Raw genomic sequence first — 21,328 nt, 5'->3', positions numbered from 1 at the left:
TAGCTCCGACGCCAACGAACGTCGGAGTATCTTTTTTCCATGCAAGTCACGCTGCCAAGCCCCGCTGAACGTCTGATTTTGGGGGCCCTCGTTGGGTGCGCCTGCGCCGGCGGCCTGCTCGGCTATGTGGCGCTGGGCGGGCTGCAGGGCATGGTGGAGATCGTCGGGCCCGAGATCGGCGGGATGATGTCGGTGGGCGCGTCGTTCTTCGGCGGGCTCGGAAGCGCGATTCTCGTGCGCGACCGCCTGGGCCGGGAGGGGACCCGCGGCGTGCTCAGCGCCATCGCGGGCGGCGTGCTTGCGACGGCGCTTCTCGGCATCATCGCGGGCACGATCGTGCTGCCGATCTTCGGGACGATGTTTGGCCCCTGGCTCGTCCTTATGACCGCGGCGACGAAGCCATGGTACGTCTTGCCATGGATCGCGTCGCTCTACGGCATGCACAAGGCGCGCCGGAGCTATCTCGCTGAACAAGAGACGCTTTTTCGCTACGTCCCCCGGATCGACGCTACTTGAAGTTCCGGCTGTCCTTGATCTGATCCCAGGCCCAGACCACCTCTGAAAGCTGCTCTTCCTGGCTGCGATCGCCGCCGTTCATGTCGGGATGGAGCACCTTGATGAGGGCCTTGTAGGCTTTGCGCACCTCGGCCTTCGTGGCGTTGTCCTTCACTTCGAGGATCTCCACCGCGCGCCGCTCGGTGGCAGGCAGGCGGCGGGAGCCGGTGGCGGATTTGCCGGGATTGCGCGTGGCGTTGGAGCCCAGCACCTGGTGGGCGTCGTCGATCCCGAGCCGGGCCCAGGCACGCTCCTCGGCGGATTGCTTGAAGGGTTTGGTCTCCCGCTCCCAGACGCGGTCCTTGTCGACCTGGTCCATGTAATCCTGCTCCGAGGAGCCGTCGAACGCGTTCCATTTCAGGTTGTACTCGCGCACGTGCTCCTTGCAGAACCACCAGTAATCATCTGGATTGTCAGGGCTTTTCGGCGCGCGGTAGAGGCCGCGCTCGTTGCAGCCGGGCTTGTCGCAGACCCGTGTGGACGTCTCGAACGCGCCCGACATCCCCCTGCGCCCGCGAGAGTTCTTCTTCTTCGCGGACGACACGGACATGTCGAAGCCAAAGGGATCGTCCTTGGACATGGGAGCTCCTTTCCGACTCGGCTTTGCGAGTTTAAGGTTTCGGCGCTGAGTTGAAAGGGCCGAGGGCGAAAAAGATGGGGATGATTGAGACGATGGACGCGAAGCTCCGCGCAGAGCTATCCCCTGAGGCCCTTGAAATCATTGATGAAAGCGAGGCGCATCGCGGGCATGCGGGATTTCAGGAAGGCGGCGAGAGCCATTTCAGATTGACGATTTCCGCCGCCGCGCTCGCGGGCAAGAGCCGCGTCCAGCAACACCGCGCCATCTACGCCGCGCTCGGCCCCGAGGTCATGGATCGCATCCACGCGCTGGCCATCGACATCCGCACCTAGGCGCGCCTTCCGAGCATCTGCTCACAGTGACTCCCGCCGTGTCTCCGCGCGAATGCCCTGTCCCGACGCGCCGACCTAGAGGCCGAGCTTGGCTTTCACGATCTGGTTCACAGCGGCCGGGTTGGCCTTGCCGCCCGTGGCCTTCATCACCTGGCCCACGAACCAGCCGGCGAGCTTCGGGTTCGACTTTGCCTTTTCCACCTGCGCGGGATTGGCGGCGATGATCTCGTCCACGGCCGTCTCAATGGCGCCGGTATCGGTGACCTGGCGCATGCCGCGCGCCTCCACGATCTCTGCGGGGTCGCCGCCCTCGGTGTAGACGATCTCGAATAGGTCCTTTGCGATCTTGCCGGAGATGTCGCCGCGCTTGATGAGGCCGATGATGCCTTTGAGCTGATCGGGGCTCACGGGGCTCTCGGAGAGGTCCTTGTCGTCCTTCTTGAGGCGACCGAAGAGATCGTTGATGACCCAGTTCGCGGCGAGTTTCCCGTCGATTTCGGCCACGTTCTCGAAGAAGGCCGCAGCGTCGGTCTCTGCCGTGAGGACGGCGGCGTCGTAATCGCTCAGCCCGAAATCGGCGATGAAGCGCGCCTTCTTGGCGTCGGGCAGCTCCGGCAGGTGGGCCGCGATATCATCGACCCAGCCCTGCTCGATCTCGAGGGGCAGGAGGTCGGGGCAGGGGAAGTAGCGGTAGTCATGGGCCTCCTCTTTCGAGCGCATGGACCGCGTCTCACCCTTCACCGTGTCGAAGAGGCGCGTCTCCTGCACCACTTCCTTGCCGTCCTCCACGAGCGCGATCTGCCGGCGCGCCTCGTACTCGATCGCCTGCTGGATGAAGCGCATGGAGTTCATGTTCTTAATCTCGCAGCGCGTGCCGAGGTGGCTGAAATCGCCGCTCTCGCGGTACTTCTCGTAGGCGCCGGGGCTGCAGATGGAGACGTTGACGTCCGCGCGCAGGTTCCCGTTTTGCATGTTGCCGTCGCAGGTGCCGAGATAGCGCATGATCTGGCGGAGCTTGGCCACGTAGGCCGCCGCTTCCTCCGGCCCGCGGATATCGGGGCGGGAGACGATCTCCATGAGCGCCACACCCGTGCGGTTGAGATCCACGTAGGACATGTGCGGGTCCATGTCGTGGATCGATTTGCCCGCGTCCTGCTCGAGATGGATGCGCTCGATCCGCACGAGGCGCGCGGTGCCGTCGCCCAGTTCCACGAGCACCTCGCCCTCGCCCACGATGGGCTCATAGAGCTGGGAGATCTGGTAGCCCTGCGGCAGGTCGGGATAGAAGTAATTCTTCCGGTCGAAGGCGCTTTTCAAATGGATGTCCGCCTTGAGCCCGAGCCCCGTGCGCACCGCCTGCGCCACGCATTCCTCGTTGATGACGGGCAGCATCCCGGGCATGCCCGCGTCGACGAAGGCCACGTTGGAATTGGGCTCCGCGCCGAATTGCGTCGAGGCGCCGGAGAAGAGCTTGGCATTCGTGGCGACCTGGGCGTGGACCTCCATCCCGATCACGAGCTCCCAGTCCTGCTTGGCGCCCTGGATGGTGCGCGGCTTGGGCGGTGTGATGTCGAGCATGGCGGTCTCCACGGCGGCTGTGACCCGCGCGGTGTAGCGCCAGCGCGGGGGACGCTCAAGCCGCCTTTGGACCCGGCCCTGGACGGGGCCATCGGCGGAACTCTTGGCGGGACCTTGGGCGGGGCAGGGCTGCACTCCTGGGCGCTGACGCAAGGTCAGCGCTTGGTCGCCAGGGCCCTGCCGCCTAACCTCCCGGGTAGCTCGAGGCGGGGAGGCATGTCATGCGGCGGATATTGATGGGATTGGGCGTGATCGGGGTGCTCATCGTGACGCTCGTCGTCGTGATGGGGGTCAACACGCTCCTCTACCGGCTCCCGCCCGCGCCGGAGGGGCTGCCCGAGGTGGCGGTGGCCGAGGTGGACGCAGATGCCATCGCCGGGCGGCTCAGCGAAGCGCTGCGCTTCCGAACGGTCTCCCGCCCCGATTATAGCGCCGTCGATTACGCGCCCTACGACGCCTTCCTCGCCTGGCTGCCGGAGGCCTATCCCGGCGTGCACGGCGCCATGGAGCTCGAATTCGTCAACCGGACGCCCATCTACCGCTGGCCGGGGGCAGACGCGTGCCTCCCGCCGGTGCTCTTCACCGGGCATTACGATGTTGTGCCCGTCCCGCCGGAGACACTGGCGAACTGGGACGTGGACCCGTGGGCCGGGGAGATCCGGGACGGCTTTGTCTGGGGCCGCGGCGCGCTCGACGACAAGCAATCTGTCATCGCGCTGCTCGAAGCCGCGGAGGCCATGATCGCGTCGGGCGCACGGCCTGCCCGCGACGTGTGGTTCATCTTCGGCGAGGACGAGGAGGTGGGCGGGCGCCTCGGCGCCGCGGCGGCGACGGAGATGCTGGCGGCGCGCGGCGTGCGCTTCGCGTGGATGCTCGACGAGGGCTCCTTCATCTTCGACGACGTCCTGCCCGGTCTGCCCGCGCCGGTGGCCTCGATCAACGTGGCCGAGAAGGGGGCCGTGACGCTCGATCTCGTGGCCACGGGCCAGAGCGGGCATTCCTCGCTGCCGCCGCCCGAGACGGCGGTGGGGATCCTCGCCCGGGCCGTGGCCGCGCTCGAGGCCGAGCCTGTGCCCGGCGGGCTCGAGGACGTCACGAAGGAGTTCTTCGATGGCTTCGCCCCGGCCTTCGGCGGCGTCAACCGGGTGCTATTCGCCAATCAGTGGCTCACGGCGGGCCTCCTCGAGGCCGAGCTTTCCAAAGCCGCCACGACGAACGCGCTCCTCCGGACGACGACAGCGCCCACGATGCTGCGCGCCTCGCCGCAGGAAAACGTGCTGGCCGGCGAGGCCGTGGCCACGGTCAATTTCCGGGTGCATCCGCGCGACACGGTGGAGAGCGTCATCGCCCACGTGGAGGCCGTGATCGATGATCCGCGGATCCGCGTCGAGCCGCGCGGCGCGGGCCGGGAAGCCTCCGCCGTCTCCTCGGCGGACACGGCCGGATACGCGGCGCTCCGGGCGGCGACGGAGGCAGTCTATGGCGAGGTGATCGTGGTTCCCGGGCTCACGATCGCGGCCACCGATGTGCGCCATTACGGGGCGATGGCCGAGGATGCCTACCGCTTCATCCCGATGCTCTTCGGCCCTTCGGATGTGCCGCGCCTCCATGGCGACAACGAGCGCGTGGGCGTGGCCGACATGGCGCGGTTGGTGCAGGCCTACCGCGCGATCATGGAAGCGCTCTAGGAGCCGAGGCCGGGCCGCGCGCTCTCGGCGCGGTCATCGGCAATGGCGGCAGGCATCTCTGCGTGGTCCGGGGCGAGGCGCGTCCTCGCGGAAACGACGAGGGCGGCGCTCAGAACAGGGCGGAGGCCGGGCGCATCTTGCGGGAGACGAGCGTGAGCCGCGGATCGCCCAGGCGCAGTGTCTCGCGCCGCAGCACATCGATCGCCTCGTCGGAGTTCTTGGGCAGCGCGGCCGCCGAGATCGGCTCCCCCACGGTGATGTGGTAGGGCTGCTGATCCTTGTTCATCATTTCGTAGAAGAGCGTGATGTCGCGGAGCGACGGATGCACGAGATCGAAGAAGTAGAAGAGCGCGGAGTTCCGCGAGCGGATGTTGACCGGGATCACCGGCAGGTCGAACTTCCGCGCGATCATCGCCGCCGAGGCCATCCATGGGCGCTCGTAGAGCCTGATGCCGCGGCGCTTGGCGAGGCGGCCCGACGGGAAGATGACCCCGAGGCGGCCCTCTTCCACGGCCTGCCGGGTGAAGGCCATGGTCTCGCGCATCTTGGCGTGGCTGCGCTTGTCCACGCGCCATTCCACGGGGGCGATCATCGTCTCGAACTGCGGCAGCACGCGCAGGATGTCGCGATTGGCGAAGTAGTAGGCATCCGCGCGGGTCTGCCCGATCAGGTGATTGAGCATGATGGCATCGGCGATGCCCGTGGGGTGATTGGCGACGATGAGCGCGGGGCCCGAGGCCGGGATATTGGCGAGCCCCTTGGCGGCGACGTTCTTGGCCAGCATCCTTTGAAGCTCGACCATCATGGCCTCGGCGCTGAGCGGGTCCATGGCCTTGCCCAATGCGATGGTCTGTTCATAGCGCAAGAGCCTGTAGAGCGCGGCCTTCGACAGGCGTGCCACGGGCCCCTCCTTGAAGAGCCACGCGGCGCGCTCTTTCATCAGCGGTTCTACTCGGTCTTCCATGCAGCGATATTCCACGAAGAAGGTCACAGCTTCGTGACCCCATGTAAGGCAGGCATCCCGCCTGGGAAAGAGGCTCCGCGTCGCCGCGGAGGATTGCGCATGAAACGGCCCAGCGGCGGGGCCGGTTCCGCAGGTGGGCTCAGCCGAGGAGGCGGGTGACCATTTCGCCCGTGTCACGGGAGAGCCCCGTGCTGCCCGCGATGCGCGTGAGCGCCTCGCGCATGAGCGCTTGACGGTCCGCATCGTAGCGGCGCCACGTGGAGAAGGCGGAGGTCATGCGCGCGGTTGTCTGAGGGTTCTTGGCGTCGAGCTTGATGAGCCAGTCCGCGAGGAGCGCGTAGCCCGCGCCGTCTGGCCGGTGGAAGCCGGCGGTGTTGGAGGCAAAGCCCCCGAGGAGCGCGCGGAAGCGGTTGGGATTGGACATCTCGAAATCCGGGTGGTCGGTGAGCGCCGCCGTGATCTCGGCGGCGTCCTTGGCGGGCGCGAGGCTTGCTTGAAGGCCAAACCACTTGTTGATGACGAGCCGCTCGTGCCGCCAGCGCGCGTAGAAAGCCGCGAGCGCTTCCTCTCCCGCGCCGGCCTTCACCAGCGCGGCGAGGGCTGCGAGGCTCTGGGTCATGTTTTCGGCGTTGTCGAATTGCCGCTGGGCAAGATCGCCGCCATCCACGCGTGTCAGCAGCCGAAGGAGCGCATTGCCGAGGTCACGCTTGCCGGCGGGCTCCGCCTCGGGGCTGTAGGGGCCGTCGATCTGCATCTGGGGATAGAGCGCGCGGGCGGTCTCTTCCAGATAGCTTGCGCGCGCGCCCATGAATGCCTCGAAGGTGGCGTGGATCTCCGTCGGGTCCGGTGTCTGGCCATCCTCGAAGAGCGTTTGCGCGATCTCGTCCTCGGAGGGGGGCAAGAGCGCCATGGCGCGGAAAGCCGGGTCGAGCCGCGCGTCCTCGAGCGTGGCGCGGAGGCCCGCAAGGTAGCTTTCGGAGGGCGGCGTGCCGTCGGCGAGCATCTGGAGCACGGCTTCCTTGGTGAGCGCGCGGCCCGCCTCCCAGCGCACGAAGGGGTCCGTGTCATGGGCCAGAAGCGTGGCGCGCTCGGCGGCGGGCGTGGGGAAATCGACGACGACAGGCGCAGAGAAGCCACGCAGGAGCGACGGGATGGGCTTCGGGGCTGGGCCCTGCGCGGCGCCGTCGCGCTGCCAACGCATGCCGTCATGGACAAAGCTCACGCGGCCCTCGTCCCCGGTGAGCTCGAAGACGAAGCTCGCGACATCCTCGTTGCCGTCCTGATCGAGGAGGCCGAGGCGGAGAGGGATGTGCTGGGGGGACTTGGTGTCCTGTCCCGGTGTGGGCGGCGTGCGCTGCCGGAAGATGAGCGTGTAGGTCCCGCCGTCATGGATCTCTTCCACCGTGATCCTTGGCGTGCCCGCCTGGCTGTACCAGCGCTTGAACTGCGTGAGGTCGCGGCTCGTGGCGTCCTCGAAGACCTGTAGCCAATCCTCGATGGTGGCCGCGTCGCCGTCATGGCGCTCGAAATAAAGGTCGAGCGCGGCCTTGTAGCCCTCGACCCCCACGAGCGTGTGCAGCATCCCGATGAGCTCCGCGCCCTTCTCGTAGACCGTGGCGGTGTAGAAGTTGTTGATCTCCACGAAGCTCTCGGGCCGCACCGGATGGGCGAGGGGGCCCGCATCCTCGCGGAACTGCGCGGCACGGAGCCCGATCACGTTCTCGATCCGGCAGACGGCCTCCGAGCGCATGTCCGCCGAGAATTGCTGGTCGCGGTAGACGGTGAGCCCCTCCTTCAGGCAGAGCTGAAACCAGTCCCGGCAGGTGATGCGGTTGCCCGTCCAGTTGTGGAAGTATTCATGGGCTATGATCGCCTCGATCCGCTCGAAATTGCTGTCGGTGGCGGTCTCCGGCGAGGCGAGCACGGCGGAGGAATTGAAGATGTTGAGGCCCTTGTTCTCCATCGCGCCCATGTTGAAGTCGTCCACGGCCACGATGTTGAAAATGTCCAAGTCATAGGGCCGACCGTAGACATCCTCGTCCCATTTCATTGATTTTTGTAAAGCCTCGAGGGCGAAATCCGTCTTGTCCTGGTCGCCGTTGCGGACCCAGATGTTGAGCGTGACGTCGCGGCCCTCCATCGTCGTGAAGCGCCCGGTGGTGGCGTGAAGCTCGCCCGCGACAAGCGCGAAGAGATAGGCCGGTTTCTTCCACGGATCGTGCCATTCCGCGAAGCCCTTGCCTGATCGGCCCGGGTTCCCGTTCGACAGAAGCACCGGCAGGTCGCTCTCGACGCGCACGTCGAAGGGCGCCATGACATCGGGCCGGTCGGGGTAATAGGTGATCTTGCGAAAGCCCTGCGCCTCGCATTGCGTGCAGTACATGCCGTTGGACATGTAGAGGCCTTCGAGCGCGGTATTGGCCTCCGGATTGATCTCCACTTCCGCCTCCCATATGAACGGCGCGTCGGGCACCGGGCAGGTGAGACTTTCGGGCCCGATCTCGAGATTGGCGGGGGTCCCGTCGATGGTGGCGGAGATGAGGGTGAGCCCCTCGCCGTCGAGCATGAAGGGCCCCGGGGCGTCCGGATTGGGCCGGAAGGCGATGCGCGACAGGACCCGCGTCCGCGTGGGATGCAGCTTGAAGGTCAGCTCCACGCTGTCGACCCAATGTGCCGGCGCCCGGTAATCCTTGAGGTAGATCGTTTCCGGGGAGTGGGTCGGGGCCGCGTCGCGCATGGGAGGTCTCCTTTGCAAGAAGCGTAGCGGGCGGCGGGGCACGTGCAAGAGCATGCTGACAGGACGCTGTCAGGAGGGGTGTGCGAAACCTTGCCCATCAGCCAAGCACAGGAGACATCCATGGCCTACCAACCCGAACACGCCACCGTCTGGGGCGAAATCCGTGTCCGCGACCTCGACGCCGCCGCGTGCTTCTATGCCGCCGTCACCGGCCTCACCATGACGCGCTGCGAGGATCCGATGCCCATGGCCTTCTTCGAGGCCGCCGAGGGCGGCGTCGCCGGTCATCTGAGCCTGGGCGAGCCTGCCGCCGAAGGGGCAGGGCCCGTCGTCCACCTCGCCGCCGAAGGCACGCTCGACGCGATCTCGGCCCGCGTCGCCGCCGCCGGCGGCCGCGTCACCTCGGACCCTATCCCGGTGCCCGACGGTCGGTTTATCTATGTCGCCGACCCCGACGGAAACACCGTGGGCCTGTTTGAGAGGGCATAGATGCGCCGGGCCGATCGCCTCTTCGAGATCGTCCAGCTCATGCGCGGGGGCCGAAAGGTCACCGCGCGGAGCCTCGCGGAGCGGCTGGAGGTCTCCGAGCGCACCATTTACCGCGACATCGCCGATCTCATGGCCACGGGCGTCCCCATCGAGGGGGAGGCGGGCTTCGGCTACGTCCTCGATGACAGCTATGACCTCCCGCCGCTGATGTTCACCCGGTCGGAAATCGCGGCCCTCGTGGCAGGCGCTCGGCTTGTGCGGGCCTGGGGCGGGCTCGAGATGGCCCGCGGCGCCGAGGAGGCCATGGCCAAGATCGACGCCGTCATCGACGACGACCTCCGCGCACGGGCCCGGCGGCTCCAGGTCCACGCCTTCGGCGTGACCATGGCGCCCGAGATCCGCGCGGCGCTCGATACCATCGAGGCGGCGGTGGATGGCTCCGAGATCCTTTCCTTCGAGTACCGCGACGGCGCCGGGACCGAGACGCGCCGCGACGTGCGCCCGCTGGGCATGTGGTTCTGGGGCCGGGTCTGGACCTTCGTGGGCTGGTGCGAGCTACGGCAGGATTTCCGCATGTTCCGGGTGGATCGCATGGAGGGGCTCGCCCGCGGGCCGCGCTACCGCCCCCGGAAAGGGCAGACGCTGCGCGATTTCTACCAGCGCGAGGATCCGCGCCGCGAGGCCGATCCGGAGCTGGCTGCGACCTTGCGGCAGCTTTGATTTCCGCACGCCCTCGCTAGCTCTGGCACATGGCGACAATCCTGTGGTTCAAGAGAGACCTGCGCGTGGAAGACCACGCGGCGCTCGCGGCGGCGGCCGAGACGGGCCCTGTCATCGCGCTCTACGTCGTGGAGCCGGGCTACTGGGCGCTGCCCGACACCTCCGCCCGGCAATGGGACTTCATCGCCGAGTGCCTCGAGAGCCTGCGCGCCGCGCTCGATATCCCGCTTCTCGTCCGCGTGGGCGATGTGCGCGATGTGCTCGAGAGCCTGTCGCGGGAGGAGCCCATCACCGGCATCATCTCCCATGAGGAGACGGGCAACGCTTGGACCTATGCCCGCGACCTCGCCGTCAAGGATTGGTGCGCCGCGCGCGGTGTGCCGTGGCGGGAGCTTCCCCAATCGGGCGTGGTACGCCGCCTCGAGGGCCGTGACGGCTGGGCCGCCCGGCGCGAGCGCTACGTCCGCGAACCGATGATCGCGCGCCGCGCGCTCCACGGGCGCGCGCTGGAGCCCGGCGGCATCCCCACATCGGCCGGGCTCGGCCTCGCGCCAGACCCTTGCCCGGGCCGCCAGCCCGGCGGGCGCGAGGCGGCGCTCAGCCTCCTCGGCGGCTTTCTCACCGAACGCGGCCGCACCTATCGCAAGGCCATGTCCTCGCCCGTGGAGGGGGAGTGGGCCTGCTCGCGGCTGTCGCCCTATCTCGCGCTCGGCGTGCTCTCGGGCCGCGAGGCCGCGCAGGCCGCCGGCGCGCGGAAGGCCGAGGTGAAAGGCACGCGGGAGGGCTGGACAGGGTCGCTGCAAAGCTTCACATCTCGCCTCGCCTGGCGCGACCACTTCATGCAGAAGCTCGAGGACGAGCCCGGCATCGAGCATCGCGCGCTTCACCCCGCCTATCGCGGCATCCGCGAGGGCTCGGACGCCGAGCGCCTCGCCGCCTGGACCGAGGGCCGCACGGGCATCCCCTTCGTCGATGCCTGCATGCGCTACGTGACCCATACCGGCTGGCTCAATTTCCGCATGCGCTCCATGCTCATGGCCGTGGGAAGCTATCACCTCTGGCTCGACTGGCGCGAAACCGGCATGGTGCTCGCCCGCCGCTTCACCGATTACGAGCCCGGCATCCACTGGTCCCAGGCGCAGATGCAATCGGGCACGACCGGCATGAACACGGTGCGTATCTACAATCCCGTCAAGCAGGGGAAGGATCAGGACCCCACGGGCGTCTTCACACGCCGCTGGGTCCCGGAGATCGCCCATCTCGATGACGCGCTTCTGCAGGAGCCCTGGCGCGCGGGCGGCGTGGCGGGCTATCCTGCGCCCATCGTCGACGTCGCCGCGGCCGCGCGGGAGGCCCGGGAGAAGATCTTCGCCGTCCGCAAGGGCTCCGCCTTCCGCGCGGAGGCCGACGCCATCGTCAAGAAGCACGCCTCCCGCAAGAAAGACCGCGGCTTCCAGCGGGACCCGATGCCCGGCGACCGTGCGCGCAAGACCGGAAGAAAGGCTGGAAAGAAGGCCGACACGACCCAGATGTCGCTCGACCTATAGCCCCGCCTTCTTTGTGCTCCGTACCTCGGGGTCTGGGGCAGAGCCCCAGGATTGCCAGATGCCCAAGCAACGCAAAAAATCCGATCTTCCTACGAAAACCTGCGCCACCTGCGGGCTCCCGTTCACGTGGCGCAAGAAGTGGGAAAAGGTCTGGGACGACGTGAAATACTGTTCCGAGCGCTGCCGCCGCGAGAAGTCGGGCAAGAAAAACTGACGCGAGGCCCAGAATTTCCCCGCGCCAGGGCGGGGAAACCGTGTTGCCGATAGGAAACCCGGGCCCTAGCTTGCGCGGCAATCAAAGACTGGAGCCCGAAAATGACCGACCGCGTCGCCCGCCACGACCTGCAGATTGCGAAGCCCTTGTTCGATTTCATCGAGGACCGGGCGCTGCCGGGGACAGGCATCTCGGGAGACACGTTCTGGGCGGGCCTCTCGCGCCTCGTTCACGAGTTCGGACCCCGAAATCGCGCGCTGCTCGAGACCCGCGCCCGCATGCAGGCGGAGATTGACGATTGGCACAAAGCCCGGAAGGGCCAGCCGCACGACGCCGCGGCCTATGAGGCCTTCCTGAAGGAGATCGGCTACCTCGTGCCCGAGGGCCCGGACTTCGAGATCGAGACAGCCAATGTGGATCCCGAGATCGCCGCCACGCCTGGGCCCCAGCTCGTGGTGCCCATCATGAACGCGCGCTTCGCGCTCAACGCCGCCAATGCCCGCTGGGGCAACCTGTATGACGCATTCTACGGAACCGACGCGCTCGGAGACCTGCCCAGCGGCAAGGGCTACGATCCCGAGCGCGGCGCGCGGGTCATCGCGCGGGCCAAGGCATTTCTTGACGAGGCGCTGCCGCTCGACGGCACGAGCTGGGCGGAGGTGACGAACGTGGCCGCCGCGCCCCTGAAGGACAAGGGCCAATTCCTCGGCACGATGCAGGATGCGGCCTGGAGCGGATATCTCTTCGAGAACAATCGCTTGAAGATCGAAATTCTCGTCAATGCTGACCACGAGATCGGCAAGGACGACCCGGGCAATATCGCCGCCGTGAACCTCGAGGCCGCCGTTTCCACCATCATGGATTGCGAAGACAGCGTGGCGGCCGTGGACGCCGAGGACAAGGTGCTGGCCTACGCGAACTGGCTGGGGCTGATGAAGGGCGATCTCGAGGAGACCTTCGAGAAGGGCGGCCAGACCGTCACGCGCAAGCTCTACGGCGACGCCACCTACCAGGCGCCCGACGGCTCGGACTTCACCGTGAAGTGCCGCTCGCTCATGCTGGTGCGCAATGTGGGGCATCTGATGACAAATCCTGCCGTGCTCGACCGGGACGGAAACGAGATCGGCGAGGGGCTCCTCGACGCGCTCTCCACGGTGCTCATCGCCATGCATGATCTCGCGCGCGCGGGCGGCAATTCCCAGACCGGCTCCGTCTACATCGTGAAGCCCAAGATGCACGGGCCCGAGGAAGTGGCATTCTCGAACGAGATCTTCGGCGCGGTGGAGGAAATCCTCGGGCTCCCGGCCAACACCGTGAAGATGGGCATCATGGACGAGGAGCGGCGCACCTCCGCCAATCTCAAGGAATGCATCCGTGCCGCGAAGTCCCGCGTGGCCTTCATCAATACGGGCTTCCTCGACCGCACCGGCGATGAGATCCACACCTCCATGGAAGCCGGGCCCATGATCGCCAAGGGCGCCATGAAGGCCACGCCCTGGATTGCCGCCTACGAGGATCGCAACGTCGATATCGGGCTCGCCTGCGGCCTCAAGGGCCGCGCGCAGATCGGCAAGGGCATGTGGGCGATGCCCGACCGCATGGGCGACATGATCGACCAGAAGATCGGCCACCCGAAATCGGGCGCCACCTGCGCGTGGGTGCCGTCGCCCACGGCGGCCACGCTGCATGCAATGCACTATCACGCCGTGGACGTGATGGCCGTCCAGGACGCGCTCCGCACTGCTGGGCCGCGCGGCAAGCTCTCCGATTTGCTCACGATCCCGGTGGCCGACCGCCCGAACTGGTCGGATGAAGAGATCGCCTCGGAGATCGAGAACAACGCGCAGGGTATCCTCGGCTACGTGGTGCGCTGGGTGGATCAGGGGGTGGGGTGCTCGAAGGTGCCCGACATCCACGATGTGGGCCTCATGGAGGACCGCGCGACCTGCCGGATCTCCTCCCAGGCGCTGGCCAACTGGCTCCACCACGGCGTGGTGAGCGAGGCGCAGGTGATGGCAGCTATGAAGAAGATGGCCGAGGTCGTGGACCGGCAGAACGCGGACGACGCATCCTACGAGGCCATGGCGCCGGGCTATGACGGGGTGGCCTTCCGTGCGGCCTGCGATCTCGTCTTCGAGGGGCGCGTGCAGCCCGCGGGGTATACGGAGCCGGTGCTGCATCGCCGGAGGCTCGAGAAGAAGGCGGCCTGAGGCGCGCTTGAAGGCGGCGGAAGCGGGGGTCTTCGCGGCCCCCCAAGGTATTCTTGGACAGATGAAGGCGGGGGCCTCGGCCCCTGATGGGAGGATAGAATGACGATTTCACTCAGCCGGGCGCGGCGCATCGTGCGGGGCGTGCTGGCCCGCGGGCAGGAGATGGAGCTGAAGCCGCTTTCGGCCATCGTGCTCGATGCCGGCGGCAACGTCGTGGCCTTCGAGCGGGCGGACGGCTCCGCGCCGGGGCGTTTCGCCATCGCCCATGGCAAGGCCTACGGCGCGGTGATGCTCGGCATGCCGGGCTCCGCGCAGATGGCGCGGGCCGAGGGGCAGGCCTACTTCATGAATGCCGTGAACGGCGTCTTCGGCGGCGCCGTGGTGCCGGTCCCCGGCGGCGTCCTCCTGAAGGACGCGCGCGGCCGCGTCGTGGGGGCCGTGGGTGTGACGGGGGACACCTCCGACAACGACGCAGCATCCGCGGTCGCGGCCATCGAGGCCGCAGGGCTAACGGCGGAGGCCTAGGCCCTTACCACGGGGTGGCTTCGCTGTCGGGGTCGAACTGACCGAAGCGGTGCTCGCGGTGCCAGGCAAGGTAGGCGGGAGGAGGGTGATCCGTTCGCGCGGAAGGCAGTTGGATTTGTCCGCTTGGTGAGATGAGGCGGGCGGCTACATCCGTCGGAACCTTGTTGCGCGAGACAAGTATGCGTCCGTCGTCCGCAACCGAAACTAGCCCACGGTCGAACATCCAATGGAGTGTCCCTGATAGGGCCAGCCCGTTCGACACAGTGTCGTTGCCGCCGTCCTCTACTGGTACGATATGGGCTGCCTGTACTTCTGGGCGGCCGCCGCCATTACGCAGGCGTAAACCTGACAAGGCACAGCGGTAGTCATATGCCTCCCGCACGCGACGGCGAAACACCACGTCGCGATAGGGACGGCGGGTAAGGCGCTCTAAGATCGGGCGTTTGAAGCTTCCAACTGGCTCGGCGAGGCCGGGCGTCAAGTTATCTAGGGCGTTGTCATATCTGCGCGCTTCCTGTTCTTCGAGAGTGTCCGGTAAACCCAGCTCCAAGATGCGAGCGAATTCTGAGGCAGGCAGGCGGCGCACTGCGAGTTGTACAGCGCCTCCCTTCTTGAACCCGCCATCGGAGGCCATGAGCGCAGATTCAATTGGAGCGCCGTCAATGACACGCGGCACAGAAGCGTCGAAAGGAAGGTAGTCGGCCATCTGCGCGAAGTAGCGTCCTGCAAGTTCAGGATGGGGCGTGATGCCCGTGATGCGCGCGCACGCGAAATAGCCGCGAGGGCCAACCTTCGCTGGTTCCTGATAGACAATCCAGTCGCCAGCGCCTTCCTCCATGGCTTTGAGATACTGTTTGGGAAAATCGTAGCGCGTCTCTGGCCGGTCGTCGTAGATGGAGGAGGCCTTGTGGAGGAGCACGAGCTTCGTCATGGTGCCATGAGGCACGGGCACCACGGGCGGCGCAAGTGAAGATGGCCCAAGCGCATGAACATGCGCCCGCGGACAGTCGCTTCCTGGCGGCTGCGAGGGCGACAGAAGAGACTCAGTTCCCTAGTCCCCGCGCTCCATGGGGCGAGCGGGCCCGCCGGGCAGCACCATCAGGTCGGTCACCGGGGGGGCGACGCCCAGCTGGCCCAGCATCGCATGGACCTGGCCGCGGTGGTGGGTCTGGTGGTTGAAGAGATGCGCGACCATGAAGCCCGCTTGCGTGGTGAGGCGCTCGGTGCCGCGGAGCCAGGGGATCTCGGCGTCGAGGTCACCCGCGCCGAGCGCGTCCATGAAATCGGTGATCTCGCCGTCGACGGCCCGGCGCGCGCGGACGAATGTCTCCCAGTCGCGGGGCGCGTCGGCATAGGGAAAGCGCGCCACGAGCGCCGCGGCGCCCGCCTCGTCCCGGCGCAGCCGCGCGAGCCATGTCTGATCGTCTCCCAGGATGTGATTGAGCGTGCGCGCGATGGAGCCGAAGAACGCGCCGCGCTCTGTCCAGCGCTCCGCGTCGCTCAAGGCCGCGCAGGCTTCGAGATGCGCCGCGTTCTGCCAGGCGTTGTAGCGCGCCATCATCCGGGCATGGGCGAGCGTAATCATTGGGCATTTTCCTCGAAATCGGGTGCCTGTGGAGCATTGCACATCCCAAGCTGCGGGCGCGCGGCTTTTTTCTGCCGCGAGATCGGGCTATTTCACTCCCTCAAGGAGATTTCGCATGCGTCGCCCGCTCATTGGCATCATCGGCAACAGCTACCTCATCAACGATGAGTACCCCGCCGTTGCGGCGGGCACGATGAACGTGGAGGCGATCCACGAGGTGGCCGGATGTCAGCCCGCCATCGTGCCGACGGACCCGGCATTCGTGGGCGCCGACGAGCTCGCCGAGACCTATGACGGCTTCGTCTTCACCGGCGGGCGCGCCAACGTGCACCCCTCCGAGTACGGCGAGTCCGAGACCGAGGCCCACGGCACCTTCGACCGCGCGCGCGACCGGGTGACACTGCCGCTCATCCGCAGCCTCGTGGCCCGGGGCCAGCCCATGCTCGCCATCTGCCGGGGCTTCCAGGAGTTCAACGTCGCCATGGGCGGCTCGCTCTACCCGGAGATCCGGGAATTGCCCGGGCGCGACAATCACCGGATGCCGCCGGACGGCACGATCGAGGAGAAGTTCGCGCTGCGCCACGACGTGACGCTCACGCCCGGCGGGCCCTTCGCGCGGCTCTTTGGCAGCGAGGTGGTGCGCACGAACACGCTCCACGGGCAGGGGATCAAGGCGCTGGCGCCCACGCTCGTGATCGACGGCACCGCGCCCGATGGCACGCCCGAGGCGATCTACGTGGCCGGTGGCGCGGGCTTTGCGCTGGGCGTCCAGTGGCATCCCGAGTACCGCGCCGCCGAGGATCCCGTCTCGCGGCCGCTTTTCGAGGCCTTTGGCGCGGCCGCGCGGGACTGGGCGGCGGGCCTCCGCCCTCAGGAGAGCAGGGCGGCCTCGTAGCGCTTGAGCGCGCGGCGCGCGGTGGGCCGTGGCCCCGCGCTCCGCAATTCCGGAAAGACCGAGAAGAGCTCCTCGCGGGCCGCGCCTTCGAGGGCGTCCATGGCGCTGTCACCGGCGAAGAAGCTCTCGGTCGCCGCGCCATTGGCGAAGACGAGCTCGTGACGGTCGAACATGATGTGGATGTAGGTGACCTCCGCGCGTGGGCTCTGGCGCACGGCATGCCCGTCGAGGAGGTGTTTGGCGGCCACGAGCACCTCGCGCTCGCCGAAAAGGAGCTCTGACTTGAAGCCCGAGAAGAGCAGCCGGTGCTGCGGCGAGACGAGGAGCGGTGCCGTGGCCCCGGAGAGGACGCTGGGCGCGACCTCGATGGGGGCGAAATCCTCCATCGCCGGGACCGTGCGCTGCCCGACCCAGCGGATCGGCTGGATGCCGTTGTCGCGCGTGAGCACGAGATCGCCCGGGCGCAGGCTCTCCACCGGGCGCGCGCCGCGGGGCGTGGCGATGGTGGTGCCGGGGGTAAAGCAGATGATGTTCTCGATATTCGAGAAGGTGACGGTCGAGCCGTCGATGAGGGTGATCGTCCCGTTCTCTGAATTGCCGGGGTCGAAGCTGACGTCGGAGAGCGAGGCCTGCCCGTTGAGATCGATGGTGTCGCCCGCGCTCTCACCGCCCTCGCCGCCATCGATGAGGATCGAGGAGCTGCCCTCGCCGAAATCCCCGAGCAGGAAAAGGTCATCGCCTTCCTCGCCATAGGCTTCGTCGGCATCGGCCACGGCGAAGGTATCGGCGCCCGCGCCGCCGAACATCGTGTCTGCGCCGAGCCCGCCATCGAGCGTGTCATCGCCGGCGGGCAGGGGGATGGTGTCGAAGTTGACGTCGGTGAGCCAGATCCGCTGCCCGGAGGAGCCGTCATTGCCGTAGCTGATCTCCACCGAGGCAATCGGCCCGGCAATCTCCACCAGCACCGAGCCCGACTGCGAGTTCGCGCTGCCGTTGGCCACGCCCGAGGTGACCTCGTTGCCGCTGACGACGTTGCCCGTGTTTTCGGCCGTGATCGACACGGTGACGGCATTGCCGTCGGCGTCGAAGGCGTTGATCTCCAGTGTGTCGATCCAGCCGGCGCTGTCCACGTCGTTGACGCGGAAGAGGACATTCTCGACCTCGTCGCTCGTGTCGCCATCCCCGGTCGCCGCGAAATCGATCGTCGTGGTTGCGGTATCCGTGCCGCCGCCCCCGGCGAGCTCGAGCGAGGAGAAGTCGCTCAGGTTGTCGGGGCCCTCGGTATACTGGTCGGTGACCGTGTCGATCTGGGCGCTTGTGAGGTTGCCGTTGTTGGTGACGGAGACGGTGACGGCCATCTGGCCGGTGAATTGTGTGAAGCCTTCGCCGAGATCGAAGCCGTCGGAGCCCGCTTCGCTCCAGCGCAGGGTCTCGGTCGTGCTTTCGTTGGGATCCTCGTCGCCGTAGAGCACGTCCGCGCCCGCGCCGCCTTCAAGGCTGTCATTGCCGGAGCCGCCTACGAGGCTGTCGGCGCCCGATCCGCCTTCGAGCAGGTCGTCGCCCGTGCCGCCGCGTAGCGTATCGGCGCCGCCATCGCCAGCGATCGTGTCGTTGCCGTCGCCGCCGACAAGGCTGTCACTGCCGCCCTGGCCCGAGATGTCATCGCCGCCCTCGCCGCCAAAGACGGTATCGGCCCCGCCGCCCGCGTCGATCGTGTCAGCACCCTCTTCGCCGAAGAGGGTCTGCGCGTTGCCGTCGCCATCGAGATCGTCGTCCGCCGCCGTGCCGCGCACGTCGTTGACGGCGGCGCTGCCGTCATAGCCCTGGGTGCTGGTGACGCTCGCGGAGGTGATGTTGTCCACCGGGCCGAAGGCCGGCACGAAGTAGACATTGCCGTTGGTCGCGAGGAAGTATTCCCCGGGCTCTTCCTCGTTGGTGAAGGTGGAGCCGTTCCACGTACCGGACCACTGCCAGTTGCCGGTACCGAGGAGGCGGTTGGTGGTGAAGGACGTGAGCGGGCCGCCGATGCTGTCGCCAACACCGAGCTGTCCATCGCCTAATGTGACCAGATAACCCTCTGGCATGCCCGTTTGCCCCTCGTGCGGTGTTCCCCGCCTCGTACCGAGAGAGCTTTAAAGAAGGGCTAAGTCTGTTTTGGGCCGAGAATGTGACACCTGTGTGTCCAAAAATACCGCTCTGGTTTAGCGCGCGCCGCCTGAAATCTCGATGGTTGTGCCGGTGATCGAGCCCGAGAGCGGATCGCAGAGGTGGCAGACGCTGGCGGCGACTTCCTCGGCGGAGATCAGACGGCCGTGGGGGTTCTGGTCGGTCATGACCTTGAGCGCGGCTGCGTCATCGAGGCCGAGGCGCGCCTTCAGGTGATCGATGTTCTCGGTGACGATGGGGGTGTCCACGTAGCCCGGGCAGATGGCGTTGAAGGTCACTTCGGTGCCGGTGAAATCGGCGGCGAGGCCGCGGATGAGGCCCACGAGGCCGTGCTTCGAGGCGGTATAGGCGTGGGCGCCCTGGAGCCCGCGGAGCCCGGCGATGGAGGCAATGGCGATGACGCGGCCATAGCGCGTGGTGTCCATGCGCCTGAGGCCTTCGCGGATCGTCCAGTAGGCGCCGTCGAGATTGGTGGCCATGATCTCGCGCCAGAGGCTCGGCCCCTTGGAGAGAATGTTCTGGCCTTTGGCTATCCCGGCATTGGCAACAATGATGTCAATTTGGCCTGATTGTTCAAATGCTTCGATGACGGAGCTCTCGTCGCTCACATCCACCACACAAGGCGTGAAGCCTTCTGTCGCGGCCTCGTCGAGCACCGCCCTGCGACGCCCGGCGATGATGACCTTGGCACCGTGGGCCTTGAGCGCGCGCGCCGTGGCCAGACCGATGCCCGTGCCGCCGCCCGTGATGAATGCCGTCTTGCCCGCGAGGTCCATGGCGGCGGTGTAGGGGAAGTGGCGCGCGGGCAGAAGACCCGGTCTGCGCACAAAAATCAGGCGCGTGCTCAGCATCGCGGCGTTCGGGCCGCAACAATCCTGCGCGGCGCTGTTGGATTCCCCCCGAGATGCCGCTAGACGCCCAGCAAACCGGCGCCCATCGCGGCGCATGCACAGCAGAAGGTGGCACACGTGAAGATCGGAACGCCGAAGGAAATTTTCGAGGGCGAGGCGCGGGTCGCGATGACGCCCGAGAGCGCCACGCAGCTCCAGAAACTGGGCCATGAGTGCCTGATCGAGACCGGCGCGGGCGCGCTTGCGGGCTTCTCGGATGCCGCCTACGAGGCCGCTGGCGTGAAGGTCGTCAAGAAGGCCACCGACCTCTTCAAGGAGGCCGATATCGTCGCCAAGGTGCGGCCCCCGAGCGATACCGAGACGAAGCGTCTCCGCGAGGGGCAGACGCTCATTTCGTTCTTCTATCCCGGCGCGAATGAGAAGCTCATGGAGCTCGCCAACAAGCAGGGCGCCACCGTCATCGCCATGGACATGGTGCCGCGGATCTCCCGCGCGCAGAAGATGGACGCGCTCTCCTCGATGGCCAACATCGCCGGCTACCGCGCTGTTATCGAAGCAGGAAACAACTTTGGCCGCTTCTTCACCGGCCAGGTCACGGCGGCGGGCAAGGTGCCGCCGGCGAAGGTCCTGATCGTGGGCGCGGGCGTCGCTGGACTTGCGGCCATCGGCACGTCGACCTCCCTCGGTGCGATCACCTACGCCTTCGATGTGCGCCCGGAAGTGGCCGAGCAGATCGAGTCCATGGGCGCCGAGTTCGTCTTCCTCGAGTTCGACGAGGAGCAGACCGACGGCGCGACGACGGGCGGCTACGCGGCCCCCTCCAGCCCCGAATTCCGCGAGGCGCAGCTCGCCAAGTTCCGCGAGATGGCTCCCGACATCGACATCGTCATCAGCACCGCGCTCATCCCCAACCGGGACGCGCCGGTGCTCTGGACGAAAGACATGGTCGAGATGATGAAGTCCGGCTCCGTCATCGTGGATCTCGCCGCCGAGCGCGGCGGCAATTGCGAGCTGACGGTGAAGGACGAGAAGATCGTCACGGATAACGGTGTGACCATCGTGGGCTACACCGATTTCCCGTCCCGCATGGCCACGCAGAGCTCCACGCTCTACGCCACCAACATCCGCCACATGATGACGGACCTGACGCCCGAGAAGGACGGCGCCGTCAACCACGACATGGAAGACGACGTGATCCGGGGCGCCACGGCCACCCATCAGGGCGAGATCACCTTCCCGCCGCCGCCGCCCAAGGTGAACGCCATCGCGGTGCAAAAGCCCAAGGAAGCGGTGAAGGAGAAAACGCCGGAAGAGAAGCGCGCCGAAGAAGTGGCCGCCTTCAAGAAGCAGACGCAGACCCAAGTTGGCCTTCTGGCCCTTGGCGGTGCGCTCATCCTCCTCGTGGGGACGGTGGCGCCCGCGAGCTTCATGCAGCATTTCATCGTCTTCGTGCTCTCGGTCTTCATCGGCTTCCAGGTGATCTGGAACGTGTCGCATTCGCTTCACACGCCGCTCATGGCCGTGACCAACGCGATCTCCTCGATCATCATCCTGGGCGCTTTGATCCAGATCGGATCGACGGGCGCGCTCATCACCATCCTCGCCGGGCTCGGCGTGCTCATGGCTGCCGTCAACATCTTCGGCGGCTTCCTCGTGACACGGCGCATGCTCGCCATGTTCCAAAAGTCGTAA

Annotated in this window: 19 protein-coding genes; 11 read left to right on the top strand and 8 right to left on the bottom strand. The window is 67.0% G+C overall.

The window, feature by feature from the left end; all coding sequences use genetic code 11:
* Nucleotides 1-78: 78 nt before the first annotated feature.
* The gene (locus tag AAFM92_07205) at nt 79-516 is read left to right on the top strand and encodes a hypothetical protein (protein ID MEL7300156.1); all 438 of its coding nucleotides are present in this window, start codon (nt 79-81) and stop codon (nt 514-516) included.
* Here the strand turns inward: AAFM92_07205 and AAFM92_07200 are convergent.
* A complete protein-coding gene (locus AAFM92_07200; protein MEL7300155.1) occupies nt 509-1,135 on the bottom strand; it encodes a DnaJ domain-containing protein in 627 nt (208 codons plus the stop codon). The genes AAFM92_07205 and AAFM92_07200 overlap by 8 nt on opposite strands.
* 74 nt (nt 1,136-1,209) lie before the next feature.
* Between AAFM92_07200 and AAFM92_07195 the strand changes: the two genes are divergently transcribed.
* Entirely contained in the window at nt 1,210-1,467 is a 258-nt protein-coding gene (locus AAFM92_07195) for a BolA family protein (protein MEL7300154.1), read from the top strand.
* Between the two features lie 75 nt (nt 1,468-1,542).
* On the opposite strand, the gene gatB is transcribed toward AAFM92_07195, so the two are convergent.
* Nucleotides 1,543-3,045: an Asp-tRNA(Asn)/Glu-tRNA(Gln) amidotransferase subunit GatB gene (gene gatB / locus AAFM92_07190; protein ID MEL7300153.1), complete on the bottom strand. Its 1,503-nt coding sequence runs from the start codon at nt 3,043-3,045 to the stop codon at nt 1,543-1,545.
* A 221-nt stretch (nt 3,046-3,266) separates the two neighbouring features.
* Between gatB and AAFM92_07185 the strand changes: the two genes are divergently transcribed.
* Nucleotides 3,267-4,733 carry a M20/M25/M40 family metallo-hydrolase gene (locus tag AAFM92_07185; protein MEL7300152.1) on the top strand — a complete coding sequence of 489 codons (1,467 nt, stop codon included), beginning with the start codon at nt 3,267-3,269 and terminating at the stop codon, nt 4,731-4,733.
* A 109-nt stretch (nt 4,734-4,842) separates the two neighbouring features.
* Here the strand turns inward: AAFM92_07185 and AAFM92_07180 are convergent, their stop codons facing one another.
* Both AAFM92_07180 and pepN read right to left on the bottom strand, forming a co-directional pair.
* On the bottom strand, nt 4,843-5,673 hold the full coding sequence (locus tag AAFM92_07180) for a 1-acyl-sn-glycerol-3-phosphate acyltransferase (GenBank protein MEL7300151.1): 831 nt from the start codon (nt 5,671-5,673) through the stop codon (nt 4,843-4,845).
* 163 nt (nt 5,674-5,836) lie between these two features.
* A complete protein-coding gene (gene pepN, locus AAFM92_07175; GenBank protein MEL7300150.1) occupies nt 5,837-8,434 on the bottom strand; it encodes an aminopeptidase N in 2,598 nt (865 codons plus the stop codon).
* A gap of 120 nt (nt 8,435-8,554) precedes the next feature.
* On the opposite strand from pepN, the gene AAFM92_07170 reads away from it, so the two are divergent.
* From AAFM92_07170 to AAFM92_07145, 6 genes are all read left to right on the top strand, one after another.
* On the top strand, nt 8,555-8,923 hold the full coding sequence (locus tag AAFM92_07170; protein ID MEL7300149.1) for a VOC family protein: 369 nt from the start codon (nt 8,555-8,557) through the stop codon (nt 8,921-8,923).
* Entirely contained in the window at nt 8,924-9,643 is a 720-nt protein-coding gene (locus AAFM92_07165; protein MEL7300148.1) for a YafY family protein, read from the top strand.
* Nucleotides 9,644-9,672: 29 nt separating this feature from the next.
* The gene (locus tag AAFM92_07160; protein MEL7300147.1) at nt 9,673-11,190 is read left to right on the top strand and encodes an FAD-binding domain-containing protein; all 1,518 of its coding nucleotides are present in this window, start codon (nt 9,673-9,675) and stop codon (nt 11,188-11,190) included.
* Between the two features lie 58 nt (nt 11,191-11,248).
* Nucleotides 11,249-11,404: a DUF2256 domain-containing protein gene (locus AAFM92_07155; protein MEL7300146.1), complete on the top strand. Its 156-nt coding sequence runs from the start codon at nt 11,249-11,251 to the stop codon at nt 11,402-11,404.
* Nucleotides 11,405-11,505: 101 nt separating this feature from the next.
* Nucleotides 11,506-13,614, top strand: coding sequence for a malate synthase G (locus tag AAFM92_07150; protein ID MEL7300145.1), 2,109 nt, complete (start codon nt 11,506-11,508; stop codon nt 13,612-13,614).
* A 99-nt stretch (nt 13,615-13,713) separates the two neighbouring features.
* Nucleotides 13,714-14,139 (top strand): heme-binding protein, encoded by a 426-nt coding sequence (locus AAFM92_07145; GenBank protein ID MEL7300144.1) that lies wholly within the window; start codon nt 13,714-13,716, stop codon nt 14,137-14,139.
* Nucleotides 14,140-14,143: 4 nt separating this feature from the next.
* Here AAFM92_07145 and AAFM92_07140 read toward each other — a convergent pair whose 3' ends face one another.
* Both AAFM92_07140 and AAFM92_07135 read right to left on the bottom strand, forming a co-directional pair.
* Nucleotides 14,144-15,070: an HNH endonuclease gene (locus AAFM92_07140; GenBank protein ID MEL7300143.1), complete on the bottom strand. Its 927-nt coding sequence runs from the start codon at nt 15,068-15,070 to the stop codon at nt 14,144-14,146.
* A 120-nt stretch (nt 15,071-15,190) separates the two neighbouring features.
* Nucleotides 15,191-15,724: a DinB family protein gene (locus tag AAFM92_07135; GenBank protein ID MEL7300142.1), complete on the bottom strand. Its 534-nt coding sequence runs from the start codon at nt 15,722-15,724 to the stop codon at nt 15,191-15,193.
* A gap of 115 nt (nt 15,725-15,839) precedes the next feature.
* On the opposite strand from AAFM92_07135, the gene AAFM92_07130 reads away from it, so the two are divergent.
* Nucleotides 15,840-16,619, top strand: a complete 780-nt coding sequence (locus AAFM92_07130) for a gamma-glutamyl-gamma-aminobutyrate hydrolase family protein (protein ID MEL7300141.1) — start codon at nt 15,840-15,842, stop codon at nt 16,617-16,619.
* Here the strand turns inward: AAFM92_07130 and AAFM92_07125 are convergent.
* Together AAFM92_07125 and AAFM92_07120 are read right to left on the bottom strand one after the other, a co-directional pair.
* On the bottom strand, nt 16,595-18,703 hold the full coding sequence (locus AAFM92_07125) for a Hint domain-containing protein (GenBank protein MEL7300140.1): 2,109 nt from the start codon (nt 18,701-18,703) through the stop codon (nt 16,595-16,597). The two genes, AAFM92_07130 and AAFM92_07125, sit on opposite strands and share 25 nt — an antisense overlap.
* Before the next feature lie 117 nt (nt 18,704-18,820).
* Nucleotides 18,821-19,636: an SDR family oxidoreductase gene (locus AAFM92_07120; protein ID MEL7300139.1), complete on the bottom strand. Its 816-nt coding sequence runs from the start codon at nt 19,634-19,636 to the stop codon at nt 18,821-18,823.
* 117 nt (nt 19,637-19,753) lie between these two features.
* On the opposite strand from AAFM92_07120, the gene AAFM92_07115 reads away from it, so the two are divergent.
* Complete coding sequence (locus AAFM92_07115; protein MEL7300138.1) at nt 19,754-21,328, top strand: Re/Si-specific NAD(P)(+) transhydrogenase subunit alpha; 1,575 nt, start codon at nt 19,754-19,756, stop codon at nt 21,326-21,328.

The sequence above is a fragment of the Pseudomonadota bacterium genome (assembly GCA_038533575.1).
In the GTDB taxonomy this organism is placed as follows: Bacteria; Pseudomonadota; Alphaproteobacteria; order Rhodobacterales; family Rhodobacteraceae; genus Shimia_B.
Note: the sequence above shows the minus strand (reverse complement) of the source record. Positions and strands in the feature narration are given on the sequence as shown.

Excerpts from the sequence above, each read along its gene's own strand:
- AAFM92_07200 (MEL7300155.1), bottom strand. The coding sequence starts at position 1,135 with ATGTCCAAGGACGATCCCTTTGGCTTCGACATGTCCGTGTCGTCCGCG.
- AAFM92_07195 (MEL7300154.1), top strand. The coding sequence starts at position 1,210 with ATGGGGATGATTGAGACGATGGACGCGAAGCTCCGCGCAGAGCTATCC.
- gatB (MEL7300153.1), bottom strand. The coding sequence starts at position 3,045 with ATGCTCGACATCACACCGCCCAAGCCGCGCACCATCCAGGGCGCCAAG.
- AAFM92_07185 (MEL7300152.1), top strand. The coding sequence starts at position 3,267 with ATGCGGCGGATATTGATGGGATTGGGCGTGATCGGGGTGCTCATCGTG.
- AAFM92_07180 (MEL7300151.1), bottom strand. The coding sequence starts at position 5,673 with ATGAAAGAGCGCGCCGCGTGGCTCTTCAAGGAGGGGCCCGTGGCACGC.
- pepN (MEL7300150.1), bottom strand. The coding sequence starts at position 8,434 with ATGCGCGACGCGGCCCCGACCCACTCCCCGGAAACGATCTACCTCAAG.
- AAFM92_07170 (MEL7300149.1), top strand. The coding sequence starts at position 8,555 with ATGGCCTACCAACCCGAACACGCCACCGTCTGGGGCGAAATCCGTGTC.
- AAFM92_07165 (MEL7300148.1), top strand. The coding sequence starts at position 8,924 with ATGCGCCGGGCCGATCGCCTCTTCGAGATCGTCCAGCTCATGCGCGGG.
- AAFM92_07160 (MEL7300147.1), top strand. The coding sequence starts at position 9,673 with ATGGCGACAATCCTGTGGTTCAAGAGAGACCTGCGCGTGGAAGACCAC.
- AAFM92_07155 (MEL7300146.1), top strand. The coding sequence starts at position 11,249 with ATGCCCAAGCAACGCAAAAAATCCGATCTTCCTACGAAAACCTGCGCC.
- AAFM92_07150 (MEL7300145.1), top strand. The coding sequence starts at position 11,506 with ATGACCGACCGCGTCGCCCGCCACGACCTGCAGATTGCGAAGCCCTTG.
- AAFM92_07145 (MEL7300144.1), top strand. The coding sequence starts at position 13,714 with ATGACGATTTCACTCAGCCGGGCGCGGCGCATCGTGCGGGGCGTGCTG.
- AAFM92_07140 (MEL7300143.1), bottom strand. The coding sequence starts at position 15,070 with ATGACGAAGCTCGTGCTCCTCCACAAGGCCTCCTCCATCTACGACGAC.
- AAFM92_07135 (MEL7300142.1), bottom strand. The coding sequence starts at position 15,724 with ATGATTACGCTCGCCCATGCCCGGATGATGGCGCGCTACAACGCCTGG.
- AAFM92_07130 (MEL7300141.1), top strand. The coding sequence starts at position 15,840 with ATGCGTCGCCCGCTCATTGGCATCATCGGCAACAGCTACCTCATCAAC.
- AAFM92_07125 (MEL7300140.1), bottom strand. The coding sequence starts at position 18,703 with ATGCCAGAGGGTTATCTGGTCACATTAGGCGATGGACAGCTCGGTGTT.
- AAFM92_07120 (MEL7300139.1), bottom strand. The coding sequence starts at position 19,636 with ATGCTGAGCACGCGCCTGATTTTTGTGCGCAGACCGGGTCTTCTGCCC.